Origin of the sequence: Candidatus Poriferisodalis sp. (assembly GCF_965219595.1) — a bacterium.
Classification (GTDB): Bacteria; Actinomycetota; Acidimicrobiia; order Acidimicrobiales; family Poriferisodalaceae; genus Poriferisodalis.
The window spans coordinates 2,604,047-2,620,908 of record NZ_OZ244781.1; the positions used below are offsets into that span (position 1 = coordinate 2,604,047).

At 67.4% G+C, this 16,862-nt stretch carries 20 protein-coding genes; 10 read left to right on the forward strand and 10 right to left on the reverse strand.

From position 1 onward, the window contains the following. Positions 1-7: 7 nt before the first annotated feature. Entirely contained in the window at positions 8-406 is a 399-nt protein-coding gene (locus ACOQPE_RS11545; RefSeq protein ID WP_420609053.1) for an HIT family protein, read from the reverse strand. Positions 407-448: 42 nt separating this feature from the next. Here ACOQPE_RS11545 and ACOQPE_RS11550 point away from each other — a divergent pair, with 42 nt between their 5' ends. The 6 genes from ACOQPE_RS11550 (at position 449) to ACOQPE_RS11575 (ending at position 4,422) form a co-directional block, all read left to right on the forward strand. Next, positions 449-1,063, forward strand: a complete 615-nt coding sequence (locus tag ACOQPE_RS11550) for a CDP-alcohol phosphatidyltransferase family protein (protein ID WP_420609054.1) — start codon at positions 449-451, stop codon at positions 1,061-1,063. 87 nt (positions 1,064-1,150) lie between these two features. Beyond that, positions 1,151-1,552: a glycine cleavage system protein GcvH gene (gcvH, locus tag ACOQPE_RS11555; RefSeq protein ID WP_420609055.1), complete on the forward strand. Its 402-nt coding sequence runs from the start codon at positions 1,151-1,153 to the stop codon at positions 1,550-1,552. 5 nt (positions 1,553-1,557) lie between these two features. Next, a complete protein-coding gene (locus tag ACOQPE_RS11560) occupies positions 1,558-2,010 on the forward strand; it encodes an FHA domain-containing protein (RefSeq protein WP_420609056.1) in 453 nt (150 codons plus the stop codon). After that, the gene (locus ACOQPE_RS11565) at positions 2,007-3,056 is read left to right on the forward strand and encodes a MerR family transcriptional regulator (RefSeq protein ID WP_420609057.1); all 1,050 of its coding nucleotides are present in this window, start codon (positions 2,007-2,009) and stop codon (positions 3,054-3,056) included. The genes ACOQPE_RS11560 and ACOQPE_RS11565 overlap by 4 nt, the downstream gene beginning before the upstream one ends. 52 nt (positions 3,057-3,108) lie before the next feature. Further along, positions 3,109-3,633 (forward strand): bifunctional nuclease family protein, encoded by a 525-nt coding sequence (locus ACOQPE_RS11570; protein ID WP_420609058.1) that lies wholly within the window; start codon positions 3,109-3,111, stop codon positions 3,631-3,633. Between the two features lie 174 nt (positions 3,634-3,807). Further along, complete coding sequence (locus tag ACOQPE_RS11575; protein ID WP_420609059.1) at positions 3,808-4,422, forward strand: MerR family transcriptional regulator; 615 nt, start codon at positions 3,808-3,810, stop codon at positions 4,420-4,422. Positions 4,423-4,498: 76 nt separating this feature from the next. Here ACOQPE_RS11575 and msrB read toward each other — a convergent pair whose 3' ends face one another. The 3 genes from msrB to ACOQPE_RS11590 form a co-directional block, all read right to left on the reverse strand. Further along, a complete protein-coding gene (gene msrB / locus ACOQPE_RS11580; protein ID WP_420609060.1) occupies positions 4,499-4,924 on the reverse strand; it encodes a peptide-methionine (R)-S-oxide reductase MsrB in 426 nt (141 codons plus the stop codon). A 65-nt stretch (positions 4,925-4,989) separates the two neighbouring features. Further along, positions 4,990-6,060: an LLM class flavin-dependent oxidoreductase gene (locus tag ACOQPE_RS11585; RefSeq protein WP_420609061.1), complete on the reverse strand. Its 1,071-nt coding sequence runs from the start codon at positions 6,058-6,060 to the stop codon at positions 4,990-4,992. A 73-nt stretch (positions 6,061-6,133) separates the two neighbouring features. Beyond that, positions 6,134-6,529 carry a hypothetical protein gene (locus ACOQPE_RS11590; protein ID WP_420609062.1) on the reverse strand — a complete coding sequence of 132 codons (396 nt, stop codon included), beginning with the start codon at positions 6,527-6,529 and terminating at the stop codon, positions 6,134-6,136. Between the two features lie 91 nt (positions 6,530-6,620). Here ACOQPE_RS11590 and ACOQPE_RS11595 point away from each other — a divergent pair, with 91 nt between their 5' ends. Both ACOQPE_RS11595 and ACOQPE_RS11600 read left to right on the forward strand, forming a co-directional pair. Further along, the gene (locus ACOQPE_RS11595) at positions 6,621-7,481 is read left to right on the forward strand and encodes an enoyl-CoA hydratase/isomerase family protein (protein ID WP_420609063.1); all 861 of its coding nucleotides are present in this window, start codon (positions 6,621-6,623) and stop codon (positions 7,479-7,481) included. 67 nt (positions 7,482-7,548) lie between these two features. Further along, complete coding sequence (locus tag ACOQPE_RS11600) at positions 7,549-8,727, forward strand: aromatic ring-hydroxylating oxygenase subunit alpha (RefSeq protein WP_420609064.1); 1,179 nt, start codon at positions 7,549-7,551, stop codon at positions 8,725-8,727. Positions 8,728-8,760: 33 nt separating this feature from the next. Here ACOQPE_RS11600 and ACOQPE_RS11605 read toward each other — a convergent pair whose 3' ends face one another. The 6 genes from ACOQPE_RS11605 to ACOQPE_RS11630 form a co-directional block, all read right to left on the reverse strand. After that, a complete protein-coding gene (locus ACOQPE_RS11605; RefSeq protein WP_420609065.1) occupies positions 8,761-9,843 on the reverse strand; it encodes a pyridoxal-phosphate-dependent aminotransferase family protein in 1,083 nt (360 codons plus the stop codon). Positions 9,844-9,889: 46 nt separating this feature from the next. Then, complete coding sequence (locus tag ACOQPE_RS11610) at positions 9,890-10,783, reverse strand: NAD(P)-dependent oxidoreductase (RefSeq protein ID WP_420609066.1); 894 nt, start codon at positions 10,781-10,783, stop codon at positions 9,890-9,892. Further along, positions 10,761-12,320, reverse strand: a complete 1,560-nt coding sequence (locus ACOQPE_RS11615; RefSeq protein ID WP_420609067.1) for a class I adenylate-forming enzyme family protein — start codon at positions 12,318-12,320, stop codon at positions 10,761-10,763. The genes ACOQPE_RS11610 and ACOQPE_RS11615 overlap by 23 nt, the downstream gene beginning before the upstream one ends. A 45-nt stretch (positions 12,321-12,365) precedes the next feature. Beyond that, on the reverse strand, positions 12,366-13,412 hold the full coding sequence (locus ACOQPE_RS11620) for a peptidase M29 (protein WP_420609068.1): 1,047 nt from the start codon (positions 13,410-13,412) through the stop codon (positions 12,366-12,368). A gap of 77 nt (positions 13,413-13,489) precedes the next feature. Continuing rightward, positions 13,490-14,119 carry a histidine phosphatase family protein gene (locus ACOQPE_RS11625; RefSeq protein WP_420611388.1) on the reverse strand — a complete coding sequence of 210 codons (630 nt, stop codon included), beginning with the start codon at positions 14,117-14,119 and terminating at the stop codon, positions 13,490-13,492. 42 nt (positions 14,120-14,161) lie between these two features. Next, positions 14,162-14,548 carry a hypothetical protein gene (locus ACOQPE_RS11630; protein ID WP_420609069.1) on the reverse strand — a complete coding sequence of 129 codons (387 nt, stop codon included), beginning with the start codon at positions 14,546-14,548 and terminating at the stop codon, positions 14,162-14,164. Between the two features lie 289 nt (positions 14,549-14,837). Between ACOQPE_RS11630 and ACOQPE_RS11635 the strand changes: the two genes are divergently transcribed. Both ACOQPE_RS11635 and ACOQPE_RS11640 read left to right on the forward strand, forming a co-directional pair. Next, positions 14,838-15,479 (forward strand): hypothetical protein, encoded by a 642-nt coding sequence (locus ACOQPE_RS11635; protein WP_420609070.1) that lies wholly within the window; start codon positions 14,838-14,840, stop codon positions 15,477-15,479. 67 nt (positions 15,480-15,546) lie between these two features. Then, entirely contained in the window at positions 15,547-16,851 is a 1,305-nt protein-coding gene (locus ACOQPE_RS11640) for a serine hydrolase domain-containing protein (RefSeq protein WP_420609071.1), read from the forward strand. The last annotated feature ends 11 nt before the right edge of the window (positions 16,852-16,862 follow it).

The following is a 16,862-nucleotide window of genomic DNA, read 5'->3' on the forward strand; positions in this document are numbered from 1 at the left end:
AGATGGCTCAGCCGTCCAGCGCGGCGCGGATGGCTTCGGCGGGCCCGCTCAGCTCCTCGGCCGAGGCCATCGGCAGCGGCCGGGCGAAGTTCATGTCGGCCATCGAGTTCACCGGGCACACATGAATGTGGCAGTGAGGCACCTCGAAGCCGGCGACCACCAGCCCGATGCGTTCGGGTCTCAAAGCCTGCATCTGCGCCTGGCCGATGCGTCTGGACACATCGAACAGGTGCGCCTGCAGGTCCGCCGGGACGTCCAGCCAGTGGTCGATCTCGGCGATCGGCACCACCAGCGTGTGACCCGGCGACAGCGGGTTGATGGACAGGAACGCAACGCACCGGTCGTCGCGCCACACGAACGTCCCGGGCAGCTCGCCCTCGATGATCCGCGTGAAGATCGTGCTCATGCGCGCAGCCTAAGCCGACGGCATCTCGGTACTGTGAGCCGCGTGAGCGAGGCCTCCGATGCGCCGTCGGTCCCCGACCAAGGGTGGCGGCCGTTCACCGTGCCGAACCTGATCAGTCTGGCTCGTCTGTGCTGCCTGCCGTGGTTCGTGTGGCTGGTATTCGGTGCCGAAGACCGCTGGGCCGCCGCACTGCTGCTCGGCACCCTCGGGGCTACCGACTGGTTCGACGGCTGGGTGGCGCGGCGGTTCAACCAAGTCTCCGAGCTCGGCAAGATCCTGGACCCCACTGCCGATCGGCTGCTGCTGCTGGTCGCGCTCGTCGTGATGATCGTCGACGGCTCGCTGCCGCTGTGGATCGCGATGCTGGCACTGTTCCGGGAGGGAGTGGTCGCCGTGGCGGCGCTGGTGCTGGGGGCACTCGGCGCTCGCAAGATCGACGTGACCTGGTGGGGCAAGACCGGAACGTTTCTCATGATGTTCGCGGTGCCGATGTTCCTCGCTGGAGACAGTCACATCGGCGCAGCGGATGCCTTCCGCATCGCGGCATGGATCTTCGTGGTGGTAGGCCTGCCGATCCACTACTGGTCGGCGGTGGGCTATATCCCCCAAGCCTTCGATGCGGTGCGTGAGGGGCGCGCAGGGCGCACCGCTGGCTGAACTCATCGCCGCGGCAGCTTACGAGCGGCACATCCCTACAGCGAAGCCGGGTCTGCCGTGTGACAGCTATCCGGTAGGTTCGCGAGCATGGAGATTCCCGCCGAGCTTCGCTACTCGAGCGATCACGAATGGGTGCGCCCCGCCGATGGCGGGGTGCAGGTGGGCATCACCGATTTCGCACAGGATGCGCTCGGTGATGTCGTGTATGTGGAGTTGCCCGAGATCGGCGCCGAGGTCACGGCCGACGAGCCGATGTGCGAGATTGAGTCCACCAAGTCGGTATCGGACATCTTTGCCCCGATCTCGGGCGAGGTGGTCGAAGTGAACGTGACTCTCGAGGATGAGCCGCAATTGGTCAACGAGTCTCCCTACGGCGACGGGTGGATCTGCGTCATCGCCCCGACCGACGACGTGGCTCAGGCGTCCGCCGAGATGGAGGCACTGCTCGATGCCGATGGCTATGCAGCGTTGATCGCCGAGGACCTCTGATCATCATGGCGGTCACCTGCGCCATGTGCGGGAAGTCGAATCCCGACGACGCCCGATTCTGCTCCAGCTGCGGGACACGCTTGGAAGCGCCCCCAGACGCGCCTACCGAAGTGCTGACGCCAATTCGCGTCACCGAGGTTCCGCCCTACGTCGGCCAAGCAGAGCTTGTGGTCACATCCGGGCACCGATCAGGGACACGATTCGAGTTGGCCGGTGACAGGGTCACCGTCGGCCGCCACCCCGACAGCGACGTGTTCCTCGACGACATCACCGTGTCACGCCGTCATGTGGTGCTCGAGTTCGGTCAGGCGGGCCACATCCTCTGCGACGTGGGTTCGCTGAACGGCACCTACATCAACGGCATTCGTACCGACGGCGAGGTGAGGTTGCACAGCGGCGACGAACTGCAGATCGGCAAGTTCAAGATGCTGTACTTGGTCGCCTCGGTCGGGCTGTGAGCGCCCGCGTCGAGCCAGAGCCCACCCCGCCATCGCATCCGCCTGCCCCCGCCGAACGACTGTCAATCGGCGAGGCGGTTGCGTTGCTGCGGCCCGAGTTCAGTGATCTGACCGATTCCAAGATCCGGTTCCTCGAAGATCGCAAGCTCATCTCGCCGGCCCGTACGCCGGGGGGCTACCGCAGCTTCGGACGCCACGACATCGAAGTGCTGCGCTGGATCCTCACCCGTCAACGCGATCAATACCTGCCGCTCAGCATCATCGGCGAACGCATCGATCGCGGCGAACATCTGGCTGACATCTGGGGCATCGGCGTTGACGAGCTGGGCAAATCCGCGCACACCGGCACGGCTGCGCCTGGGCTCACCACACCCGACGACAGCGCTGATGATGCCGATCGAGAGCAGACGACGGCCGACACCGCCTTGGACGGCGATGCCGCACATCGGGCCGCTGGCGATCAGGACGCGGCCGACGACGACACTGCCGACCGCGGTGCGGCTGGCCGAGACTCGATCGTGGGCGAAGACAGGCACGCAACGACGGCGACCGCCGGCAGCATGGCGCCGCCGTGGTTTGCAGAGGACGACACCCGCACCTACAGCGCAGCCGACCTGAGCGCCGAGACCGGGCTCTCCGTTGACGAGATCGCTGAGCTGACCGACTTCGGGTTGCTCGTGCCGCTCGCCGACGACGACGCGACCCGGCTACTGCCGCCACAGCCCGGCGCAACACAACCCGACCCAGTGCAGGCCTCGTTGGGGCTGGAACCGCCTGAGCCGCGCTACGGCAGCAGTGCGCTGCTCATCGCCCGCATCTCGCGCGAGTTCGCCACCTACGGTTTGCAAGCCCGCCACCTGCGTGTCATCCGCAATGCCGCGGCGCGAGACGCCTCCATGTTCGAGCAGGGCATCCAACCAATTCTGCATGCCGGCGGAGCGTCGGCAGAGCTCGACGCGCAGCGGTCCTTGGGCCGTTTGACGGCGCTGTGCGAGCGCCTGCGATCGGTGGTGATGGGGGAGGAGTTGCGCCGTTATCGGCCTTAGCCCCAGGTCTCTCCGGCTCGATGCTCGCAAGGGCCGAAGTAGTGTGCGTGGCATGGTCGAGATGGAGCTTCTTGGCGTGCAGGTCGAGATGCCCTCGCAGAGCCCGCTCTTGCTGCTGCGTGAGACTGGCGGTTCTCAGCGAGTGCTGCCGGTGGTCATCGATACGCCCGAGGCCCAGGCGATCTACCGCGGCATCGAGCAGATTCGCGTGCCGAGGCCCCTCACGCACGACTTGATGGCGGCCATCTTGGACGTCCTCGGGGCGACGCTGGTCAAGGTGACAGTCACCGATCTGCGAGATCGCACGTTCTTCGCCGAGATGGAGGTCACCATCGGCTCGGACACCCACACGATCTCCGCCCGGCCGAGCGACGCCGTCGCGCTGGCCGTGCGGGCCGACACCCCCATCTTCGCCAGCGAGTCGGTGCTGGACGAAGCGGGGCAGATCATCGAGCTCCCCGCGGATCCCCCCGACGACGTCGATCCCGACGAGCTCCTCGACGAGTTCAAGCAATTCTTGGACGACGTGCAGCCCGACGATTTCGGTCCCGCGGCGGAGGCCGGCGACAAAGAGTGAATCGTGGCGGCCTCACCGCCGCTGCGGCCCGCTCGATGGTTCGACGCTCGTGCAGAGCGGCCTCTTGCGCTGGCGCGACCGGTCCCCGTACGCTTTGTGAAGGTACAGATCACAGCTCGGTAGTTCGCAGGGTGTGATTTGCCGCGTGTGACCCACGCAGGAGAGGAGACACCGATGGCCGGCCAGCAACCAGCTTCCGACCCTGTGCCGACGACGTCGCAAGAAGCCGACGTGCCGTCACAGCCTGCCGCCACCTCGGCGAGTGCCGACGTGTCTGCCGAGGCCGCGCCCGAGATGGCAGGCGCGATTGTCGAGGGGTTCTCCAGCAAGCAGGCAGAGAAGATTGTCGGGATCAGCTATCGCCAGCTCGATCACTGGGCCCGTAAGGGCCTGGTGCAGCCATCGCTCGCACAGGCCGAGGGCAGCGGCTCTCGGCGCCGTTATTCCTACAACGACCTCGTCGAGTTCAAGATCGCGAAGAAGATGCGCGACCAAGGCATCGACCTGCGCTCGATTGCCCGAGCGTTCGACTATCTGCGCAACCAGCTCGGCGGAGAGGTTGCCTCGGCGAACATCGTCATCAGCGGCAGCGACGTCTTGTGGGCTGACGACGACCGGGTGCTCAGCCTGCTGCGCCAGGGTCAGGCGGCGATGCTGACCGTGCTGCCGGTGGCGGGCGTGCGCCGCGAGCTCGATGCCGATGTGGTGAAGCTGCTCCCTGACGAGCCCATCGCAGTGCAGCTGAGCCTGGATATCGGCGACGCCTCCGGCAACGACGGGAGCGGCTGATACTGGGCCTGCTGAGGGAACACCGTGCGCGCCCGGTCTCGTCCAGGCTGGGCCCGACCCGGTCAGCCGGACTCGGTCACGTTGGCTCTTCGGACGGCGCGAACTGCAGCGACGCCGAGTTCATGCAGAACCGGTCGCCGGTCGGTCGGGGACCGTCCGGGAACACGTGACCGAGGTGAGCTCCGCAGGCCTTGCACATGACCTCGGTGCGGATCATGCCGTACGAGCGGTCGACCTCGGTGTCCACTGCCTCGTCGGAGACCGGCTGGGTGAAGCTGGGCCAGCCGGAGCCGCTCTCGAACTTCGTCTCTGAGTCGAACAGCTCGGCGCCGCACACGACGCAGTGGTACGCGCCGTTGTCGTGGTTGTCCCAGGTTTCGCCCGTGAACGGGCGCTCGGTCCCTGCCTCTTGAGTGACGTGGTACTGCATCGGCGTGAGTCGCTCCCGCAGTTCCGACTCGGAGAACGTGACGGCGTGTCCAGTGTCAGATTGCCCAGTCATGGGCACCACGGTAGTGACATGGCCAACCCCGAACAGGTCGCTTGCTGCTGGGGTGGACGGAGCAGCTAGGACGATCCGTTGGCGGTTTCGGCATTGACCGCTCGGACGATGTCGATCATCGCCGCCAGCGTGTCCAACCGGGCTGCGGCGGTGGGCCCTTCGGGCTGCAGGCGCAGAACGTCCACGCCGGCGTTTCGATACGCCCGCACCTGGTCGGTGACCTGCTCGTGTGTGCCCAAGAAGTTGGTTTCGGTGACGAGACGGTCCGGCACCGCGGCCGCTGCGCCGGCCCGATCGCCGTCGAGCCACAGACGCTGAACGTGGCGGCATTCTTCGGTGAAGCCCGCCCGGCGGTAGGCGTCGTTGTAGAAGTTGGTGGTGGCCGATCCCATGGCGCCCAGCGTGAACGCCAACCCCGATCGCCGCGGCTCGATCAGAGCGTCGAGATCGTCCCCGAACTCGACGGCACCGCCGGCTTGGCAGGCCACCGCTCCGGCAGGACGTCCGGCTGCGTCGGCTCCTTCAAGCACCTGGCCCCAGGTGACCTCGGGGTGGCTCGGCACGAAGCAGGTGCCCACCCAGCCGTCGGCAGCCTCGCCGGTGTAGCGCAGCGACTTGGGGCCGAGGGTCGCGAGCCAGATCTCGATGGCATCGTTCGCCGGCTGAGCCAACCGCAGCGACTTGCCCTGCCCGCCGGGCAGGGGGAGCACATGGTGGCGCCCCTCATAGCTGATCTTCTCGCCGGCGAAGGCTTGGCGGCAGATCTCGACGGTCTCGCGCAGCCGCCCCAGCGGGTCGCCGAAGCGCACGCCGTGCAGCCCCTCGACCACTTGAGGGCCGCTGACGCCGAGCCCCAGGATGAACCGGTCGCCGGTCATGGCGGCCATCGAGAGCGCAGTCATTGCCGTCATCACCGGTGCGCGTGCGGAAATCTGCAGGATTCCCGTGCCGAGCTGTACGCGCTCGGTAACAGCAGCGACATAGGCCAGCGTGCTGACGCCGTCCATTCCCCAGGCCTCTGCTGACCAGACGATGTCCACTCCGAGGCGTTCCGCCTCCCGCAAGAAGTCGACTTGGGAATCCCAGTCACGCCGCTTGCCTGATGCGGGTCCCCCGAACTGAATCGCTGTGCGCACGCCCGGAACCCTAGGGGCTGAGCCCCGGGCCCGAGCAGCCCGTGAGCGGAGCGAACAAGAGCGGGGAAGCCGCTCAGGCGGGGTGCAGCGTCACCAGCCCGCCGAGCTGGGCGAGGTCCTGCAGGGCCTGGTCATAGAAGAAGCGCGCCGAGCAGGCGTCACGCGCCCATGCCTCCTCGTCTGACGTCGGGTAGCGCCCGACGGCGCCGATGCTCAGCTCGCCGGTGGAGGCGGAGCTGATGCTCGTGCGATTGCCCACGAGCAGCTCTTCGAGCGCGTCGCTCCGATCGCCCGGTTCGTCGAACACGAACAGCCGGCCGCCGTCGGTGACGAACGGTGTGACGTAGTAGGTGCGGTCGCCCGCAGGCGTCTCGGTGTCGAGTCGCAGCATGAGCACGCCGTCAAACGGAGCGAACGGGGCAATGGGCGCTGGCGGCGCATCATCTGCGTCGCTGGTCTCGGAAGCCACGGCCGGCAGCGTACCGAGCGGCCGAGTTTTCACTAGGTTCGGCGTGCGACCCGCCTTGGGGCGGATCGACTCACGCAGGGAGTGATGAGCAATGTCAAGCGAGCAAGCCGGCTACTTGGATACCGAGAATTTCGGGTTCGAGCAGGCGTTGGGATCAGACGGAGTGCTGACCGTGACGTTCAACCGTCCCGAGTCGATGAACGCTTCGAACCACTCGATGAAACGCGACCTCATCGAGCTGATCACCCAGGTCCAGATGGACGACGCTGTGCGGGTTGTGGTGTTCACCGGACAGGGGCGTGCATTCTGGGCCGGCGACGATCTCGGCGGCTACGAAGCCGAGCGTCCTTCATCGATGCCGGAGATCTTCGGAGGTCATCACAACGCTGCAGGCACCTACAACAGCCTGCGGACGATCTCCCAGGCCGTGAACACGGCCGTGCGCCGTCTGGACAAGCTGACGGTCGCGGCCATCAACGGTTTCGCCATCCAGACGGGTTTCAGCTTCGCCTTGGCCTGCGATTTCCGGATCGCGGCCCGATCAGCTCGCATGGGATCGGCAACGCTTCGATTCGGCCTGCTGCCCGACGAGGGCGGCCAGTGGCTGCTGGTGCAGCATCTCGGCGTCGCCAGGGCGACCGATTTCATGATGCGCAAGCGGATCGTGGACGCCGACACCGCACACGAGCTCGGGCTGGTGCACGAGGTGGTCGACGACGAGCAGCTGCCCGCCGCAGCAGCCGAACTCGCAGCCGAGCTGGCTGAGGGCCCGCAGGTGGCCATGCGCATGCTCAAGCGGTCGATCCTGCTGGCTGCGGAGATGACCTGGGAACAGTCCCTCGACGAGATCGCCTCCAAGACGGCGATCACCGATCACTTGCCCGACGCTGCCGAGGGCGTGTCGGCCTTCCTGTCCAAGCGGCAGCCCGAGTTCAACGACTGGCTTCGCTGAGGCGCGCCGCGGTGCTCTGAGCGGGCGGCACTGACGGGCGCCGCAAGGCCGCTGGCATACTTCCGTCGTGGAGCACGCCGAACAGATCAGCCACATCAAGACGCTGCTGGCGCGGCTCGACTCCGACACCAACGTGGATGCCGGCGGCGTGCGCTACAACCCCACGTCGTCCTATACCGACCGCGAACTCGCACGGATCGAGCGGCGGGATTTCTTCGACACCCATCCCCAGATGGTGGGCCTGTCGGGCGATCTGCCCGAAGCCGGCTCGTTCATGACCCAGGACGATCTGGGGACGCCGATGCTGCTGGTGCGGTCGCCCAGCGGCCGCTTCCGGGCGTTCGTGAACTCCTGCCGTCACCGCGGCGTGGTCATCGAGACCGAGCCGCGCGGGCGCAAGCGCAGGTTCGCCTGCCCGTTCCACAACTGGACCTACGATGCCGACGGCGCGCTGGTGGGCCTGCCGAAGTCGGATCACTTCGGCGAGCTCGACCGCGACGATCTGGGGCTGGTGGAGCTGCCGGCGGTCGAACGTCACGGCCTGCTGTGGGTGTACCCGCAGCCCGGCGGCACGCTCGACCCCGATGCGCTGCTGGGCGACGAGCTCACCGCCGACATCGCCGGATGGGACTTCGGCAAGCTGCAGTGGCTGGGCAGTGACACATACGAGGTCGGTTGCAACTGGAAGCTCGCCATGGACACGTTCGGCGAGACCTATCACTTCCCCGTGCTGCACTCGGACACGCTGTCGAACGATTTCTACGGCAATGTGCAGTGCTACGACGAGTTCGGGCGCCATCACCGGCTGATCCTGTGCCGCCGCTCCATCGAGGATGCGCGCGAGCGGCCGCCATCGGAGTGGGACATCACCCGCTACGGACTGCCGGTGTACTGGCTGTTCCCGAACGTGCAGCTGATCCCGTCGCGCGAGGTGCTGTTCCTGGTGCGGGCGTATCCCCACCCGACCGAGCCCGGCCGTCACACCAGCCAGATCTCCTTCTACCTGAGGCCCGGCATCGCACGCGACGACGCCGAGTTCGACTTCATGGCCGAGGCATCACGGGCCTTCAGCAACGTCATCCGCGATGAGGACTACGTGATGAGCGCCAGCCAGCAGCGTTCAGCCAACAGCGGGGCGCTCGAACATGTCGTGTTCGGACGCAACGAGCCGGCGCTGCATCACTTCCACAACACGTACCGGGCTGCGCTGGGCCAGGAACTGCTGCCGTTGCACCCGACGCCCTGAGCGGGCGTCGCTGCCGATCACGCTGCCGGGCCCTCAGCCGCTCACGAGTTCTTCGAGCGCTCCCAGCAGCATCCTGACGTTGCGCATCCGGGCGGTGTGCCCCATGCAGCCGATGCGCCACACCGTGCCGGCGACCGGTCCGAGCCCGCCGCCCACCTCGATGCCGTAGCGCTCGAGCAGGGCACGGCGCCCGGCAGCGTCGTCGAGGCCGTCGGGCAGCGTGACGGTGGTGAGTTCGGGCAGGCGGTGGCCCTCCTGGGCCCACAGCTCGAAGCCGAGCTCGGGCAGGCGTGCGTGCAATTCGTCGCCGCAGGCCTGGTGGCGAGCCCAGGCGTTCTGCAGCCCCTCGTCGAGCACAGTGCCGAGGCCGGCATGCAGCGCATAGAGCATCGAGATCGGCGCGGTGTGGTGATAGGCGCGAGCGCCCTCGCCCACGACGTACGCCCGGATCATGTTCAGGTCCAGGTACCAGCTTTGGGGCCGTTCGACGAGCGATTCCAGTGCCCGATCGCTGACCGTGAGGGGCGCCAGGCCGGGCGGCACGCCGAGGCACTTCTGCGTGCCGCTGTAGGCGATGTCCACGGCCCAGCCATCGACGTCGACGTCGATGCCCCCCAGCGACGTGACGCAGTCGACGAGCAGCAGCGCTTCTCCCTTGCCCTGGCCGAGCGGCGCGATGTCGTTGCGCACGCCAGTGGACGTCTCCGCATGCACGACGGCGATGAGCTTGGGCGACGGGTGGGCGTCGATCAGTCGCTGCGGATCGATGGCACGGCCCCAGTCCTCGTTCACCGCTACGACGTCGGCGCCGCACCGCGCTGCCACGTCGCACATACGCGTGCCGAAGACGCCGTTGACGCCGATGACCACCGTGTCGCCGGGTTCGACGAAGTTGCAGAACGCAGCTTCCATGCCTGCCGAGCCGGTGGCGCTGACAGGAAAGGTCAGCAGGTTCTGGGTCTGCCAGACGGCGCGCAGACGTTCGTTGATCTCGTCCAGCAGGGCGATGAACTCGGGATCGAGGTGGCCCAGCACGGGCCGAGTGAAGGCTTCGATGACTTCGGGGTAGGGATTGGATGGTCCCGGCCCCATCAGGATGCGGTCGCTGTGGGTCACGGGCCCGCACGGTACCGGCCCGTGTTCGCTTGGAGGTTGAGTGGAATCAGTGCGATTCGAGGGGGCGCAGCAGGGCGATGAGGCTGGAGGTGTCCCAGCGGCCGCCGCCCAGCTCCTGGATGCGCTTGTAGAACTGGTCGACGACGGCAGTGACCGGCAGGGGAGCGCCGTTGCGCTGCGCCTCCGACAGCACGATGCCGAGGTCCTTGCGCATCCAGTCCACGGCAAAACCGAAATCGAACTCGTCGGCGACCATCGTTGTGCCGCGGTTGGACATCTGCCACGACCCGGCAGCCCCCTGCGAGATGGTGTCGAGCACGGCGTCGAGATCGAGGCCGGCTCGGCGACCGAACTCGAGCCCCTCCGACAGTGCCTGGACAAGGCCGGCAATGCAGATCTGGTTGACCATCTTGGTGAGCTGCCCTGAGCCGGCAGGACCGATCAGCGTGACCGCCCGCGCGTAGCAGTCCATGACTGGTCGCGCCCGCTCGAAATGCTCGGCCGCGCCGCCACACATCACGGTCAGCACGCCGTTCTGCGCGCCCGCCTCGCCGCCGGATACGGGTGCGTCGATGAAGCCGATTCCTTGCTCGGCGCAGGCTGCAGCCAGCTCGCGCGCCAGGTCGGCCGAAGCGGTGGTGTGGTCGACCAGGATCGAGCCCTCGCCCATTGCGGCGAGCGCCCCGTCGTCGCCGTAGGCAACTGCGCGCACATCGTCGTCGGCGCCGACGCACATGAACACGATGGCTGCGCTATCGGCGGCGTCTGCCGGCGTTGTAGCCACCCGACCCTGGTGCTCGCCTGACCACCGCTGCGCGACGCTCGCGGTTCGATTGAAGACGGTGACGCGGTGGCCCGCTGCAGCGAGGTGGCCCGCCATGGGGAAGCCCATAACGCCGAGCCCGATGAATGCGACATCAACCGGCACGGTGGACTCCATGGTTCTCGTTGAGCATTGCTCGTACCTCGTGTTTGCGTACTTTGCCGAGCGCCGTTCGGGGAAGCTGATCGGTCCAGAACACTGCCTTGGGATGCTTGAAGCGTGCGAGCTGCCCGTCGAACAGTCGCAGGAGATCGGCGGCCTCGATCTCGGCATCGTCGGCGGTGCCAGGAGCGGCCGCCGGCCTGATTGCCCGTACGGCCACGATGACGGGCACCTCGCCCCATCGCTCGTCGGGCACGCCCACGACGGTTGACTCTGCGACGAGATCGCTGCGGGCGAGGATCTCCTCGAGCTCGGCGGGGTAGATGTTCTCGCCTCCCGAGATGATCATGTCCTTGCGCCGGTCGTCGATGAAGATCCAGCCCTCGTCACCCGCGTGCCCGACATCGCCGGTGCGGAACCACCCGTCGCTCAGTGCTTCAGCAGTGGCCTCGGGGTCGCGCCAGTACTCCCGCAGCACGCTCGGCCCCCGCACCCACAGCTCGCCGCGGTCGTCCGGCGCCGCGTCCCCCCCGGAATCGGAGACGATGCGCACCTCGCACATAGTCGAAGGCTTGCCGCACGAACCTGGGTGGGACGCTGCTTCGTCGCAGCGCAGGTGCACCGCGATCGGGGCGGTCTCGGTGGATCCGTAGATCTGCCCGACCGGCACACCCCGATCGAAGAAGGGCTGGGTGGCGGCCGTCGGCACGGGAGACGACCCGGTCATGATCCCATGCAGCGATCCGAGGTCGGCGGTGGCGAAACGCGGGTGGGCGGCGACAGCGGTGAGTGCAGCGGGTACCAGCACGGTCCAGGTCGGCTGCCACTGCTCCACGTCGTCGAGGAACTGCCCGGGGTCGAAAGCCCGCTCGATGAGCGCGGCCGCCCCACCCAGCAGAGCAGGGAGGGTCTGGATGTTCAGCCCGCCGACGTGGAACAACGGGATCGTGGTGAGCACCCGGTCGCGGCTCGTGAGGTCATGAGCGTGGGTGGAGTTGACGGCGTTCGCGGCCATCGCCGCCTGGTCCAGCACTGCGCCCTTGGGATGTCCCGTGGTGCCCGAGGTGTAAGCCAGCAGCACCGGATGGGCGGGGGTGCCCCGACGTGGCGGGGGAGCACTCGGGGTACTGGGGCACTCGGGCTCGTCAGGCAGCGCCCGGATCTCGCACCCCGCACCGATCGATGCGGCATGCCGCTCGAAGGTCGAATCGACTACCAGCAGGCGAGGTTCGGCGTGGTCGAGGATCCACTGGTGCTCGGGCGGCGCCAGGCGCGAGTTCAACGGCAAGTAGATGGCGCCGAGCCAAGAGCATCCGAGCATCAGCCGCAGCGCGGCCGGCCGGTTCGGGCCGAGCCACGCCACACGGTCGCCCTCGCCCACGCCGGCACCGGCCAGCCAGCCGGCCGTCGCGGCGATCTGGTCTGCGAATGCGCGATACGTGTGCTCGACGCCTTCGAACGCGACGGCGGTCGCAGACGGTTGCCGGTCGGCCCACCGCTCGACACGCGCGGCAAGATCGGCCCCAGCGGACAGCGGTCCGGAATCGCTCACGGTGCGTGCAAGATGTCGATGGGTGCAGGCTGCGGGCTCGCCGGCTCAGGCCAGGTCGCCCTGCAGGGCGCCCTCGATCACCACAGCCTCCCCGTCGAGGAACACGCTGTGATTCCGCATGGGCAGGTCGAAGTGCCCCAGGGTGTGCCGGCCAGCGTGCTCGTTCGCCCCGGTGGAATACAGGAAGTTGCCTGCGAAGGCCCGCTGCTCGGTTCCGTTGGTCTGGCTCCGGTCGTACATCGAAAGGGTGTCCCACCGCGCTCCGGGGTTCATGCCCCAACCCACGTGGCTGGTCGCGTAGGCCTCGCGGTCGCCCCAGGCATCGGTGTAACTGCGGAACAGCGCCGCGTCGGTGCCGACGCCCTCGACGTCGACGACGTAGTCGCCTTCGATTTTCAGCGTGACCGGCGACTCGATGTACCGCTTGAAGGTGAGGTTCATGTCGCCACGGTCCATCACGATCGTGCCGTTCACGGTGTTGGCCTTGGGGAAAGCCAGGCAGAGCCCGCCGGGCCAGTGGCTGATCGTGCCCGGCCGAGCGGTGTAGCCCCATCCGCCACCGCACGGTGCTCCGTCGACGTCGACGACCAGATCGGTGCCCGCTGCCGAGGTGACGTGCATCTGCGAGGCAGCGATCAGCTTCTTGATGCCGACCTTGACCTTCGGCTCGAGGTCCGGCTCTGGTGAAAGACGCTCGAGGGCTTCGGGGTGCTCATTGGACACCATCAGGATCCGGGTGCCCTCGCCCAGGATCTTCGGGAGTTCCGGAGCGTGCAGCAGCCCTTCCACCGTGCAGTCGACCACGAAGTCCACCGCCCCGAGCGCCGCGAGCACTGCCGCTGAGCCGGCGATGGCGTCGGACGCGCCCGTCGACCTCACCGGCACCGGCGCCGACTGGCGAGGCGTGGGGACCACGACGTGGACCGGCGGCGTGCCGAGCCGATCCAGGGCCAGTTCGGCCAGGTTCACGTTCACGGCCCTGCTCTGGCTCTCGGACAGGATCGCTGCCGTCTGGGGCGGTTCGACGCCGCACATCTCGAAGACCGACGAGAAGGCATCGATCCACTTCGCTTCGATTCGCTCGACCAGCATCTGGTCCTCCAGATTCCCGCAGTCTGCTGACTATGCGCCAAGTTAGAGGCTGTGCGGAGCGCCGCGGCCGCTGGGTGTCAGGCTGCTTCTACGGCGGTGAGGTGGGCGGCGTCGTTGAACCGTCGTACTTGCCACAGGCGCCGCCCGTTGAAATCGAGCAGCTCCAGCTCGGTGATGGCGGTCACCGAGGTGACCACGCCGACGCCCCGATGACTGGGCGGGATGCCGAAGGCCATCGCCATGGCCGCAGAGGCGATGCCGCCGTGGCACCCCACAAAGATCGTCTTTCCCGCATGGGCTGCGGCGATGTCGTTGAGCGCCTGTGCAACCCGGTGGCGGAAGTCTGCGCGGCTCTCACCGCCGTCCACCACGGGCGCGTATGGCTGGTCCATCGGCTGGATGAACCCGAAGCGCTCGCGCGCCGCCTCCCAGGTCATGCCGTCGGCAGGTCCGAGCCGCATTTCCTCGAGGTCATCGTGGAGATGGACATGGAGATTCCCGCGCTCGGGCCCGCGGCCGAGTACTGGCAGCACGATGTCGGTGGTCTCGCGGGCCCTGGGCAGCGGCGAGGAGTAGACGACGTGCACCTCGGGTTCGCGGCCGGCTGCGAACCGGTCGCGCAGCGCCGCCGCTTGGGCGCGGCCCCGGTCGGTGAGGCCCCGACACCCCTGGGTCCGCCGACGATTCCTTCGGCCATGGCGACGGATTCGCCGTGCCGGACGATCAGCAGCCGCGAGAGCAGTTGCTCGTCAGCCATATCGCCTGCTGCCGACATCCACACCGGAAGACTCTAGGTGTGCGCAACGACTGCCGTTCGGCGCGGCGCCAGCCGGAGAGGTCGGCTCAGCCACCGTGCAGGCCGTGGTGAGTCTCAGTGAAGCCGGGTCGAACACCGGCACGGCTCCACTCCGTGCCTCCCTGGCCACGCAGAGCCCGGGAATGCCCTCGGCCGCTGTGACGACAGCGCCCACCGCGTCGACGAGATGCTCCGATTGACGCGAGAACACAAGCGCCTGGACGCCGTCGTGGGCCGCTGCAGCCGGACGGGAGTAGCCGGCGCCTTCCAGCCGCTCGACCGTCGAAGCAACGGTTAGGTCGGCGCCGTCGACAAACAAACAGAATTCATGCGTGGTCATCACAGGCGCGTTACCTCTCGCTGCATCGCTTGATGCCGGAAGCCGTGGTCGCATGGCCAAGCGTCCGGCCGGTCTGCGGCACTCTAGTAGCGATTGCTTATCTACCGTCAAGAGCTTTAGTTTCAACTAATTTCCATATTTTCCGTGTAGTTTAGGAATCTGTCTCTGGCAATCTGTTCGGGGCGGCCGCCGGCCCGCACGCCGCAGCGGGCGTGCATTCGCCAGCGGGACAGTCCGGAGCGCCGCGCCGACGCCACCGGAAAGTGCCTGGGCCGTAGCATGCGGCCCGATGACAGGTGACACGGGGATGTCCACGCCGCAGCACATCGCCTATCGAGCGATGGCGGCCTCCGACGTCGGCTCGGTTCCTGTGGGGTGCATGGGCGAACCCGACGAACTGGCAGAGCGGATCGCCAGCCTTGGATCCGCTGCGATCCTGGCATTCGAGGGAGACCGCCACGTCGGGCAGCTGCAGTTCCGGAGGTACATCCCCGGACAGCGAAGCCCCAACAACATCTGGGATCCGGTGTACTGGATGGACTTCGACGGCCGGGCACCGACCCTTCCCCCCGGCACGATCAGCGTCTTCTGCTATCACGTCGGCCAGCTTGACGACACCGACGACCGCGACAGCCGCTACTTCGGTCGGGGCATCGGGGCCGGGCTGCTCGACCGCATGCTGGAGTGGGCGTCCGCCACCGGCGCGGCGGCCGTGGTCGCGAAGGCGTCGCCGTCGTTGAGGCCGGTGATGGGCTTCATGGGCGGTCAACCCGTCGAGGTCTACGAGGAGCGAGGCTTCCAGACTGTCGCAAGCTGGTCCGACCCCGATCTCGCCGAGGCGGTCGTCGAGCGTGGCATCGCGACCACTGAACAGCTCCCGGCCGCGGCCACCGTCAGCTGCTGCGTCCTGAACCTTTCCGAGCGCCGCTGACAGAGCCTTCGGCCGATTCCTGAGCCGTAGCCTGCAGGACGGCGAGTAGCGAACACCGGAGGTTGTGATGGGATCGATCACCTCAGACATCGAGCCAACCGTCGGTCCGGCCGAGGTGGGCTTCGACGCCGGTCGGCTGGAGCGCATTGCCGCTCATCTGGATCGGTATGTCGACGACGGGCGCCTGCCGGGCGTGTCGGTGCTGCTGACGCGCGGCGGCCAGATCGCGTACACCCACCGCTACGGCCAGCGAGACTGCGAGCGGTCGCTGCCGGTCACCGCAGACACCATCTATCGCATCTACTCGATGACCAAGCCCATCGTGTCGGTCGCCGCGATGCAGCTGTACGAGCAAGGGTGCTTCCAGTTGAAGGATCCGGTCTCGCGTTGGATCCCGGAGTTTGCGAACGCACGCGTCTTCGCCGGCGGCAACGTGATGCAGTACCAGACGCGAGAACCGGCGAGCGAAGTGACCGTCCACAGCCTGCTGACCCATACCTCCGGCCTCACCTACGACTTCCACTTCGCCAACGAGGTCGACGCGCTGTACCGGGCCAACGGCTTCAACTGGGGTGCCCCCGGCAACCTCGAGGAAACCTGCGAAGCGCTCGCATCGCTCCCGCTGCTGTTCGATCCGGGCACCGAGTGGAACTACAGCTACTCCACCGATGTTCTGGGCCGTGTCGTCGAGGTCGTCTCGGGTCAGTCGCTCGACGAGTACCTCGTCGACCACGTGATCGGGCCGCTCGGCATGACCGACACGGGCTTTCAGGTGCCACCCGCCGACGTCGAGCGCTTTGCGGCCAACTACACGACAGCCACGCTGGCGGCACGCGAGGCAGCGGGCAACACGGGGCCGACGCCCCCGGCATACCGGCCCGACGACGCGGGCCTGACTCGCACGCTGATGGATGACCCGCGCACGTCGGCCTATCTGGGACCGCCCAAGATCCTTTCCGGCGGCGGTGGCCTGGTGTCGACCATGGGGGACTACCACCGCTTCACCCAGATGCTGCGCAACGGGGGCGAGCTCGACGGCGCCCGCGTCATCGGCCGGCGAACCCTCGAGTTCATGGCCAGCAATCACCTGCCTGGCGGCACCGATCTCACCGAGTGCGGCCGGGCGTTGTTCTCCGAGGCGGCCTTCGACGGTGTCGGTTTTGGCCTGGGCTTCTCGGTCGTGCTCGATCCTGCCAAGGCCAAGGTCGTCTCCAGCAAGGGCGAGTTCGCCTGGGGCGGAGCTGCGTCGACAGCATTCTGGGTGGATCCGGTCGAAGACATCACGCTCGTCTTCCTGACGCAGCTGCTGCCCTCCAGCGTCCACCCGATCCGCCCAGAGCTCAAGGCGCTCGTCTATCAAGCGCTGGTGTGAGGCCTGCCGCT